8 protein-coding genes and 2 pseudogenes are annotated in these 10691 nt (G+C 49.6%); 7 read left to right on the top strand and 3 right to left on the bottom strand.

All coding sequences use genetic code 11. The features are described from left to right. Window positions 1-224 precede the first annotated feature (224 nt). From ACGG90_RS14815 to ACGG90_RS14800, 4 genes are all read left to right on the top strand, one after another. Window positions 225-626: a hypothetical protein gene (locus ACGG90_RS14815; protein WP_390410593.1), complete on the top strand. Its 402-nt coding sequence runs from the start codon at window positions 225-227 to the stop codon at window positions 624-626. 711 nt (window positions 627-1337) lie between these two features. Continuing rightward, on the top strand, window positions 1338-1781 hold the full coding sequence (locus ACGG90_RS14810; RefSeq protein WP_390410592.1) for a DUF3290 domain-containing protein: 444 nt from the start codon (window positions 1338-1340) through the stop codon (window positions 1779-1781). A gap of 9 nt (window positions 1782-1790) precedes the next feature. Next, window positions 1791-2426, top strand: a complete 636-nt coding sequence (locus tag ACGG90_RS14805) for a DUF421 domain-containing protein (RefSeq protein WP_390410591.1) — start codon at window positions 1791-1793, stop codon at window positions 2424-2426. A gap of 119 nt (window positions 2427-2545) precedes the next feature. After that, complete coding sequence (locus ACGG90_RS14800; RefSeq protein ID WP_390410589.1) at window positions 2546-3106, top strand: pyridoxamine 5'-phosphate oxidase family protein; 561 nt, start codon at window positions 2546-2548, stop codon at window positions 3104-3106. 214 nt (window positions 3107-3320) lie between these two features. Here the strand turns inward: ACGG90_RS14800 and ACGG90_RS14795 are convergent. After that, a pseudogene (locus tag ACGG90_RS14795) lies at window positions 3321-3422 on the bottom strand (putative holin-like toxin); the annotation flags it as partial. A 204-nt stretch (window positions 3423-3626) separates the two neighbouring features. Between ACGG90_RS14795 and ACGG90_RS14790 the strand changes: the two are divergent. Next, entirely contained in the window at window positions 3627-3803 is a 177-nt protein-coding gene (locus tag ACGG90_RS14790; protein ID WP_390410587.1) for a hypothetical protein, read from the top strand. A gap of 46 nt (window positions 3804-3849) precedes the next feature. Here the strand turns inward: ACGG90_RS14790 and ACGG90_RS14785 are convergent, their stop codons facing one another. Both ACGG90_RS14785 and ACGG90_RS14780 read right to left on the bottom strand, forming a co-directional pair. After that, window positions 3850-4629, bottom strand: a complete 780-nt coding sequence (locus ACGG90_RS14785; RefSeq protein WP_390410585.1) for an ABC transporter permease — start codon at window positions 4627-4629, stop codon at window positions 3850-3852. Further along, window positions 4629-5273, bottom strand: a complete 645-nt coding sequence (locus tag ACGG90_RS14780; RefSeq protein WP_390410583.1) for an ABC transporter ATP-binding protein — start codon at window positions 5271-5273, stop codon at window positions 4629-4631. The genes ACGG90_RS14785 and ACGG90_RS14780 overlap by 1 nt, the downstream gene beginning before the upstream one ends. A gap of 441 nt (window positions 5274-5714) precedes the next feature. On the opposite strand from ACGG90_RS14780, the gene ACGG90_RS14775 reads away from it, so the two are divergent. Together ACGG90_RS14775 and ACGG90_RS14770 are read left to right on the top strand one after the other, a co-directional pair. After that, window positions 5715-9545, top strand: coding sequence for a KxYKxGKxW signal peptide domain-containing protein (locus ACGG90_RS14775; protein ID WP_390410581.1), 3831 nt, complete (start codon window positions 5715-5717; stop codon window positions 9543-9545). Window positions 9546-9742: 197 nt separating this feature from the next. Next, window positions 9743-10691: pseudogene (locus ACGG90_RS14770) on the top strand (hypothetical protein); the annotation flags it as partial.

The raw sequence follows: 10691 nt of genomic DNA, 5'->3' as shown, positions 1-10691 counted from the left end.
TGCATCAAGACGATACCTCTTTCATTAATTGTGTAGGAACTTTAATGATAACAGGTCGTATCGACTTGGTGTTTTTTATTTTGTCTGAGTGCTAACGATAGTGGCTAACTTGATTGTAAAACGCGGGTAAAACATTATCAATGAAGCTACCCAAGAAAATCAGGACCTTTATACTGCTTTTGGCAAGTGTGTTATTCATCTTAATCACTATTATCAGTACCTTCATGCTATTTATTGGAATCCGTACCAGTACCAACATCAGACATCTTGATGCTGGGCCGATCCGGTACTATATCCGATTACCTGGACAGTATTATGGTATTGGTGATCATAATAAAGTACAAATCAACGTTGATACCAAGACTGAAAAGGGCGAGATCATCGCAATGTTTGTAGATGATCTTGCAATCAATCACGACTTAATTTTCTTCCATGATACAGGGATGGATCTTGCAACCCATAAAGGATTGACTGACTACTATGCGGCACTTAATACCAAAAGTACGGAAATTCAGGTATTTAAGACCAAGGCTAGCCTTTATCGTCACTATCCAACCGCAAGTACGACAGTATGGAAACGTCCGGTATCCTTTGAATGGTATGGGTACGAATGGCAAGTCAATTGATCCGAGATGACCTCACCTGAAACAATTCGACTTTGCGTATATGCATCAGGCAGGCAGCACTGCCGTTGCGCCACGCAAAAAAATCGCGACTCAGCACAGATACTGCTGAGTCGCGATTAGTTAGATTGTTGTGCACGACGAATACACGATCGAGCCGATATTTCCCATCGTGGATTCTCGATGCGGCAGGCGATGAATCTATAATCTTGCTGCCTGCCATCGGTTATTTGATTAAGTACCCGCCGAATGCTAGGCATTCACCGGTGATCTGTGGGTACACCCTTTTCTTTTGCCCGTGGACTAGGAGACCGGACTTCATCGCGCGCTCTGGGTGAACAGGCCAAGGTCGCAAGCAGAACTTGCTTCCACCAGATCGGCCTGTTGCGGGGTTTGGCGTACAGACAAGCTTGGCCTTCGCTGTCTCCTCTCCCCTATGCGGTTGAGCAAGCATAATATAGCATGGTGGCAAATTAAATGCAAGGGCTTTTCTAACCTTTTACAATTAATTTACAATGGCAGAAATTCGTGAGATTCCAGGCCTTCCAGTATGATCAAACTAAGTCGGAACGCTTCAATATCTGATGGCCGCCTTCATCGGGGGAATGCAATTAGGGCTGCGTCTTCGTTGAGTTGCCCGCAGGTTAAATTATCACTTGGGGAAAGGCTGGTTACTGCTATAATAAGAACAAAATACGGACAAGGAGTCGTGTAATGAATTTCTACAGCCTGCGTTACGTTGAGCATCAGGCCAATCTGACGAATTATTTTAAGTATGGTGTGATGGCGATTGCCTTGTTGGTAATGCTGCTGGGCTTGAGTTTGTATTGGCAACATCGCATGCAAACCAAGTACCGCGACTTGGCACTCATCATGCTGCTGGTGTTGGTGTTTGTCGGCGGCGTCCAGTACAGTGATTATCAGCAGGCCAACAACCAGCGCAACCAAACTTCGCAGATGGCCGGTTTTCTCAGTAGCGTTGCGGCGGATCAAGGCGTTGATAAGCATCAGGTGTATGCCAACACGACCCAGCTTGGTGATGGCATCGTGCTTAGCATTCACGGCCGGTATTATCGCGTTGATCTGAACGCAGATGCATCATCGTATGTTTTACACCATGTGCACCTCGTTGATCATCACGTTCAGTTACATCAGTAGGAGAACATTATGCAAATGTACATCATTGTCATTGAGAAGCTGGCGTTAGGCATCATTTGCCTCGTCGCGCAGATCAATATCCTGGGCAAAACCAACATCGCGCCGAGTTCCGCGCTTGATTCCGTGCAGAATTTTGTCCTTGGGGGCATTATCGGCGGGGTCATCTATAACGAAGCGGTCACTGTGATGCAGTTCATCTTGGTGTTGGTGGTTTGGACCTTGTTAGTCCTTGTGACCAAATTTCTGAAGGAGCACACCCAGCTTGGCAAAAGGATCATTGATGGCAATCCGGTCACTGTGATCCGCAACGGCCAAGTTGAGGTTGCCGCGTGCCTGCGCGCCGGGTTATCTGCCGACACGTTAATGTTTAAGCTGCGTGCGGCTGGGATCACCGAACTGTCCCGGGTCAAACGCGCAATTCTGGAGCAGAATGGGCAGCTGACCGTGATTGAGAATGGCGCGGAGACGATGCACTATCCCATCATTGCAGATGGCAAGCCCAATCCTGATGTGCTTGAGATCATCAGCCAAGACGAGAACTGGTTGCTGACGGAGGTGCAGCGCCGCGGCTACAGCGGCTTCGGTGACATCTACTTAAGCGAATACGTTGATGGTCAGGTGCTGCTAACGGCGTATGATCGTTAAGACCCGTGTCTGACATTGTGATCGAAGCCATCAGGCAAAATGCTGCGCTGCGCGATTCTTTGGTTGGAACTGATCGCCGTATTGGCTTACAATGAGAAACATTTAAAGGGGGAATGGTTATGCAACCAATGCGTCGTCAAGATCGGCAAATTGATTTGACTGAGATCAAGCAAATCGTCAAGCAGTGCCACGTCATGCACATCGCGCTCAATGATGCGCCGTTCCCGTACGTGGTGCCGACGAACTATGGTTACGAGTGGGCAGGCGAAACGTTGATCCTATACAGCCATGGGGCGCCAGAAGGCAAGAAGCGTCAGCTGATCGCGGCAGATCCGCATGTGTGTGTCGAAATCGATGGCGGCGCGACACTGCTGCCGGCAGGGACTAATGCACCAGCGTATTCGGCGGCTTATCAAAGCGTGATCGGCTATGGCACAGCCGAGCTGGTCAATGATCCGGCAGTGAAGCGCCATGCGTTAGACTTGTTGCTGCAGCACGAAACCGGGCAAGCATTGGCGACATACGACCCGGTGCCGGAAGCGGTGATCCAGCATGTGGGCGTCATCAAGCTTACTTTGCCGACATTGACTGGGAAGGCGCATCACGATCCTGCTGCACAAGCGCAACAGGCTGAATCAAGCGATGCGGTGTCTGGCGCGTCGCGTTCTGAGCAAGACTGAGTAACAACCTAGGTTGGCAGTGCTTATCGCCAGAATTACGGTAAAGCTGCCCTTAGTCGGTTTTTTGCGACAGTTTCTTTTCGTTGCGCTAGATGCTATAATTAACATATCAAAAGGGCCAGCATGCTCGAACATGCTGGCCCAGCGGACCGTTAGAAGCGGTTGACATAGATGAAACAGCGTTTAGACCGTTAGACCTCCGTCAAGAAGTTTACTAACGGTCTTTTTTTGCGTTAACAATTGCTTGGACGATGACGATCATCACACCAATGAAAGACAAGATAAACTCGCCAAACATCAACATGAGCGTCAGCGCTTCGGCAACGGACGCAAAAGCACCTCCTTTCCTTTAGAGTTTGGTGAATGTGCATAGGCACCACCTCGCAATGGGTAAGAAAATGCCTTCCGTTATCAACTTTCTGCCAAAATAGTGTATCATGACAGTACCTAGACTAGCATGTTATTATAGTGATGGCTTGCTGTGAAGTTGATGACAGTGACACACCCATGAGGTAACGGTATGTTGAAGATTATCGGTATCGTCTTGTTAGCAATCGTTGCGTGGACGGTATTTTGTATCGTGCTCGCATTGATCCGTCGGCTTTGGCGCTTTGCTCATCGGCGAGCGCTTGGTGATTTCTGGGAAGATTTCTGGTGGCTGTGGTTGGAAGCCATCAATCCGCTTAATTGGCTGTAAGACACAAACGCACCGACAATCACCAAATTGCCGGTGCGTTTGTGTCTTATTTTTTGTGTGTCGGGATCTGCAGCTGCAGATCCGCATTATAGAACTGCGGGTACGCGGCATAACAGGCGATCACGCTGCCTAAGCTGGTGGCACCCATCAACATGAACGTCACCATGATCTGATACATGATGGCTTTGGTCGGGTCGACGCCGGCAAAAATCAACCCAGACATCATCCCTGGCAGACTGACCAAGCCGACTGTTTTGGCAGAGTCGATGGTGGGGGCCATGCCGGTGCGGATCGCCTCGCGCACAATGGCGATCGATGCTTGTTTCAAGTTGGCGCCTAACGCCAGCCGCTCCAAGACAGCTTGGCGCTGGTCGTGAAAGCTCGTGTTTAAGCTGCGGTAACACAACCCGGTGGCGACCATGACGTTAGAGGCGATCATCCCGGTGATCGGCACCACTTGACTGGGCACGAAGGCGATGGCATGGGCCAACACCAACAAGGTCAAAGTCGCCAACGTCGCCACGGTGATCGCCGCTAGACTGATGACGAAGGCGTGGGGGATGCCGTTAGCGCGCCCGCGGGCATTCCAAGCCGCGTTGAAAATGATCACCGCCACCATCAACAGCGTTAAGTAGACGCGATCAACTTTAATGATGTAAGTGAGCACGTAGCCGACGACGGTGAGTTGAATCACCGCCCGCACCACGCCAATCACCAAGTCCTTGCCTAAGCCGATGTGTTCTTTGAAGTTCACCGCCAAGGCGATCAGCACCAACAAGACGGCTAAACTCAGCGCGGTGGGGCTAACAATTAAATGATTGGTCATCACGCCACCTCCAAGTGCCCGGCCACGATTTGCACCAGGCGGTTAGCCGAAGCGATTTCTGCGTCATCATGGGTAACAGCAACGATGGTCATTTGCTGGGCATTGAGTTGGGCGATCAAGCGGTGCACGATGTCTTTAGTCGCCGCATCCAAGCCGGTGGTGACTTCATCCAGCAACAACACCCGCGGCGCAAACAGCAGGTTGCGGATCAAGGCGACGCGCTGTTTCTCCCCGCCGGACAAACTGGTGAGCGGTTTGTTCAGCATCGCTTCCGGCAAGTCAACGCTGGCCAATGCGGCGACAGCTTTGGCCTGGTCGAATTCCTGCTTGCGAATGGCAAAAGGAAACCGCAAATTATCTGCCACGGTTTCACCAAACAAGCTGGGTTGTTGAAAGCAATAAGACACTTCGCGCCGGTAGACGATCTTGTCATAATCGGCTTGCGGCTTACCGGCATATGTGATGGTGCCGCTAGTTGGCGTCAGAAGCGTTGCCAATACGCGCAGCAAGGTACTTTTGCCGGAACCGGAAGGCCCAGAAATGGTGAGAAACTCACCAGAGGCGATGGTCAAGTTGATGTCTGCCAAGAGTACTTGCGAATCGATGGTGACGCCGATATCGTGCAAACTAAAAAGCGGGTCCATAAGCAGCCTCCTATTTAGAATGATTATCACTATATGATAGCGCATTCGTATCCTGAATGAAAGCTGGACGAGACATTGCTCAGTAATGTGCTAATATTCGTCAAAATGATTATTTGCTCAGGATATATTCAGGAATGTTGTGGTTATTCTCGGTAAAGTCAGTGGTGAACACTCGGTGACTTAATATTTCGATGTCAGAATACTGAAAGAAAAGTTGTGTGTACAAATGAATTATGTCGTAAACAATTCAATAGCCAACCAAGCGATATTCAGGAACGTTCGCATTTTTAAGTTGGTGCGGGCCAAAAAAATAAAAGATTTTATCGAAAGTTGACCTAAATTAAAAGTTGACTAATGCTATACTCACATCATCAACGGGCATATTCACCCCGTTAAGCATAAACATGCTCAATGCTATGCATATATATGAGGAGGAGCAAGATGAAATCGCGTCCGAAACAGAGTCCTTTAAAGCTGGAAACAGATCAGAAGATTCATTACAAGATGTTCAAGGATGGCAAAAAGTGGGCCTTCGCTGGGGTAGTGACGACCTTCTTTACGGTTCTTCCATTTGTACAAACCAACGTTGTTCAAGCCGACAGCACTGACGAGCAAGGGCCAACCGCTTATACTAGCGGCGCTCAAAGCGCTGCGTCGGCTGCCACCGCTGTGCTTGAAACCCGCCCGGCTGCCGCCACTGCCACTGCAGTCGCCGAGGCACCGGCCAAAGCACAGCTGGAAATCACCAATACACAGGCAACCACTGCCAGCACCGGCGTGGTGACGGTCACAGGGACGACCGCCGCCAATGCGACAGTGACTGCCACTACCGCCGATGGTAATACGCAAACGACGACCGCTGATGCCAACGGTCAATTTAGCATTGCCTTAACGGCGACTAATAATGTGATCCTGAAAGCTTCCTTGGATGGGGTCACCAGCGAACCAGCCGCGGTGGTAGTACCGAAAGCTGAAGCTGCCGCTGACGATGCACAAAAGACCGCGACTGCTGCTGCCGCTACTGCAGACAAGTCAGCTAACGATGCCACAACTGAGGCACAGCAATCTAATCAGACGCCGGCAGTTGCAACTGAGAAGACCACTGCTGCAAAATCGACGACTGTCACTGGTGCACAGTCTGCAGCTGCAACACCAGCAGCCACAGATCAGGCAGCAGTAACTTCATCAAAGGGCAACACGACGACTTTGGTTGATCCAAGTGCTGCGGAATTAGCAGACGCCAAAGCAGCCGCAACTGCCGCGTACGAGCAGACAGGGGCCCCGCAGACGCTGCAAGCATTAGCTGCAGGCAGTGTTGCGCCATCGGTTTTCAAGACGACAGACTTAACGGTGGAAACTGTTGATGACAAAGGCGAAACGGCTGACAAAGCCTTACCAAGTGGTGACTTCACTGGTGAGTCGAAAGCTGAAGCAACGTTTACAGTTAAGGGCATCGATCCGTCGTCCGATCTGGCAGGTGATCATGTTTATGTCAATGTCTTGGTTCCCAAAGGCATCAACGTCACGGATGCCAACGGTGATGGTCAACTGAACTTTACCATCGATCCATACGCGACGTTGGTTGCTGTGATTAATTACGAATCAGCTTCTAAACCAGAAACGGTTCGGGATCTTAAGGCGCACGTCGAAGAGTTCGTCAATGAATCCGGAGATACACAACTTAGGGAGGGACTCAACCAAAAATTCACTGTTCAAACGCCATTTTCGATACCGGCGACGCTGAGTAAAGTTGATAATGGTACCATGATTACCGTGGATTTGGCTGAAGTGCCGAATTTAACGACTGACTTGGAAAAAGCTTTCCAAGGCGGCTTAAATACTATTATTTCGTCATGGTCTCGTGTTCCATTAATCGGACCGTTTGCTGGACCTGCTGCTCATTTTGCGCTGGGCTGGTGGGTCGGTGGCGATGTTGCAGCTGATCCTGCGAAGTTTCTCTCCTCAGTTATTGAAAAAGGTATCCTGACTGACATGTCTGCCACAGTGAAATCGACTTTGACTGTGGATAAAGGGACGCATGTCGTCACCGGTGATGATCCGCAGCCAGTGACGATCAAAGGCGCCATTACGACAACCAAGACTGCGGATGACTTAGGTACCGGTGCCGGGACAAACAAACTGTACTATGTCGATCAAACCGACGCTAGCGGTACGTCAACTGGAACAGATGATCCAGGCGATACCACCCCAACCACTGACGGCTTCCCAGTGACCTACAAGTATCTCGATGAGAATGGAACGGAGATTCCTAACTCGGCACAGACGACTACGGTTGCAAAAGATGGCGATATTGACTTCAACCCATTGAACCCGCCTAGTGGGTACACTTTTGATCCAGCACAGACGATAATTGATGTTAATTCAACAGTTTTTGATGCGATTAAGAGTACTTTTAGCGATGCCAAGGACTTCGCTAGTCTAGACAAGTCTTTGGCTGGTTTGTTGTCCAAACCAAGCCAGTACATTGATTATGGCAATGAAGAGCTGACGATCACCTACAAGGGAACAAAGGTTGCCACCACCCATAAAGTAACGATTAGTTTAGTCGATGCAAATGGCGATCCAGTCAAAAATACCGATGGCGTTTCTACCATTGCCGTCGGAAGAAACCCGTTATCAACAGGAACTACGGTCACAACTTCCGGGTATAACTATAAAGTTACCGGTTATACGATGCGACCTAATTCAGCGACCTCGAAGTACATCGTTACAAGCACTGCTGGTGATCAGGTCATCACAGTTGTTTATGATAAGGACAAGTCAACAACTGGCGGTGGCACCGACACGCCTGCAACTGCTGGCACAATTACCGTTAAGTTAGTGGACATAAATGGTAATCCTGTTACGAACGTTGCTGGCAAGTCGACATTACCCTTTAGTGAGGGGACTATTGGGGATCTAATCCCAATTACAGACGAAGATAAGACCGTCACAGATCGTCAGATAACTGACGGCGGTGATGGGACGGATGGTGTCAAGTTTACTGCGGATCCACAGACGGTTAAGATCACTTACACTAACAAAACCAGCGGCAGTACGGTAGATGACAATACGATCACCGTCAACTTGGTGGACACGCAGGGTAATCCTGTAAAAAATACCGATGGCCAATCTTCGTATACGTTTGCTGGTAAGAACGGTTCCGCAAATTCGACGTCGACAGTCAATAAGACCGTCGACGGCTACCACATTATTAAAGATGATTTGCCGCAGTCGGTCACAAATAGCGATGTGGCACAGACATTCACCATTGTTTACGATAAAGATGAAGATGGTCCGCGAGTATACACGCCAGATAATCCTGGTAAGACCACCGGCGATAACCCGGACCCGGTTTCAGTTACCTCGCGTTATTTAATTGCGACGGTGCAGGCTGATGTTGTGTACACCGGCGAAGGCGCACCGGCTAAGAAGACCGGGACACCGATTAAGATCTATCGGACAGCGACGCTGGATGCTAATCGCAACCCTGTTTACACGCCATGGACACCTAATTCGAATGGCGTTGCTGGCAACGGCAATCCAGTTTTGTTGGCACCAATTACTGAAAGCGATATTCCACCAGTTACTAACGCGGTCGGTACGATCGTGGACGAGACGAATAAGCCGATTACGCCGGCTGATTTACCAGACGTTGGTAAAACGTCGACAGCAAGTGATGGTAAGACGACGTTAATCGACGGTACCGCAAATACAGTTGATAAAGACCTTGGCAAGTTTGTGACGAATTTCATTGCGACCCGCGTGGTCAATTACGGCGCGAACCAGCCTGACTTACAGTGGCATGACGCACCGAAAGACCCGACAGATCCTCTCTACAACGACACGCATAAAGTCCTGCACCCGATCATGATGATGATAAAAGACGGTGTAACGACGAAGCAAGATGATAACGAAGATGAAGTCGTTTTGACGCGTCAATATCAGATCGATAATAACGATCCTGACAGTGGCGTGAAAGCTTATGGCCCGTGGATTGTTGATAAGACTGGCACGTTCATGACCGTTGGCTATACACCGGTAATTTACGATGGTTATAAGGCTTCACCAGCAGAAATCGACCAGGATACCCAAGATGATGATCACAAAACCGTCACGGAAGAACTTGCGGCAATGGCGGCTGAGACAGCAGACCAAGATAAAAAAATCACCTTCACCATTAACTATGACAAAGAAAAGGCTGAATTGGTCGAGCACCCTGCACCAAATGAACCACGTGATGTGAACTATGATGATACCCATAAGTCCTGAACGTCACAATTAACGGTGATCAGAACGGTCAGAAGAAGCTGTTAGAGACTGGGAAAGTTGAGTTCAATCGGACTTACTACACAGAAGAAGGCGACACGACTAACAAGATCGTTAAGTATGGCGATTGGAAGCAAACTGCACCCTTTGCAACTTTCACTCCTGAGCCAGTGGATGGCGCCACGCCAACTCCAGCACAAGTGACCGAAACAACGGTAGGCGACGATGGTCAGTCCATCAAACAAGCCGCAGCTGGTTTACTTGCTGCAGCCGACGACGACGATAAAGACATCACGATCACTGTAACCTATGCCAAAGCCGAAGCGGCCCAAGGTACAGGGACTGTTCACTATGTCTATCAGAATGTGGGTGGCATCGAACTGCAACCGCCTGTAACCGTTAGTGGTCCAGAAGGCACAGATTACTCCACTCAATATAAGATTCCAGATAAATTGAGCAATGATGGCAAAGACTTGCCTGATGCAGGCGGAACGCTTGATACCAGCATCCTGTATTACTATGCGACTGCTGACATCAACGGCGGCCAGATCAATAGCTTACCGGATAATGGTTCAGCCGATGGGGCCTTTAAAACAGACGGCCAAGACATCTGGGTTATTTATGTTGCCAAGCCAAAAGCAGGAGCATTAGATACAGTTACTGCTGAGGAAATCGATGGCGACGATGATCATCCAAATGGCGGGACCAGGATCACAGTTAAGCATGTTGACGGCAGCCCCGACACCGTGTCGACGGTATGGAATGGTAACGACGGGGCAACTCCAGTTATCAGTCAGACCGGTAAGGATAACGGTGACGGAACAACCACTTATGACGTGACGGCTAACGGGAAACCAGCCGGGACGATCACAATCAAGAATGGTAAAGACGGCGCAGATGCGAAAACGCCATTAGTTCGCGACGGCAAAGACGGCCAGATCGAATTTTACCTTCCAGGGGCCAAGGGCGATGGCAGCGATGATACTGTCTTAGGTTCGGTTGAACCACCAAAGGATGGAGACACGATCACAGCAACGCCAGTTGCTGGCGACGATACTCATCCAAATGGTGGGACCACAATCACTGTTAAACATGGTGACGGCAGTGCCAACACTGTGACGACGGTATGGAATGGTAACGATGGGGCGA

This window comes from Lacticaseibacillus jixiensis (genome assembly GCF_042847315.1).
In the GTDB taxonomy this organism is placed as follows: Bacteria; Bacillota; Bacilli; order Lactobacillales; family Lactobacillaceae; genus Lacticaseibacillus; species Lacticaseibacillus jixiensis.
Note: the sequence above shows the minus strand (reverse complement) of the source record. Positions and strands in the feature narration are given on the sequence as shown.

Bases quoted from the DNA above. Each gene is read 5' to 3' on its own strand.
- ACGG90_RS14815 (WP_390410593.1), top strand. From the start codon at position 225: ATGCTATTTATTGGAATCCGTACCAGTACCAACATCAGACATCTTGAT.
- ACGG90_RS14810 (WP_390410592.1), top strand. From the start codon at position 1,338: ATGAATTTCTACAGCCTGCGTTACGTTGAGCATCAGGCCAATCTGACG.
- ACGG90_RS14805 (WP_390410591.1), top strand. From the start codon at position 1,791: ATGCAAATGTACATCATTGTCATTGAGAAGCTGGCGTTAGGCATCATT.
- ACGG90_RS14800 (WP_390410589.1), top strand. From the start codon at position 2,546: ATGCAACCAATGCGTCGTCAAGATCGGCAAATTGATTTGACTGAGATC.
- ACGG90_RS14790 (WP_390410587.1), top strand. From the start codon at position 3,627: ATGTTGAAGATTATCGGTATCGTCTTGTTAGCAATCGTTGCGTGGACG.
- ACGG90_RS14785 (WP_390410585.1), bottom strand. From the start codon at position 4,629: ATGACCAATCATTTAATTGTTAGCCCCACCGCGCTGAGTTTAGCCGTC.
- ACGG90_RS14780 (WP_390410583.1), bottom strand. From the start codon at position 5,273: ATGGACCCGCTTTTTAGTTTGCACGATATCGGCGTCACCATCGATTCG.
- ACGG90_RS14775 (WP_390410581.1), top strand. From the start codon at position 5,715: ATGAAATCGCGTCCGAAACAGAGTCCTTTAAAGCTGGAAACAGATCAG.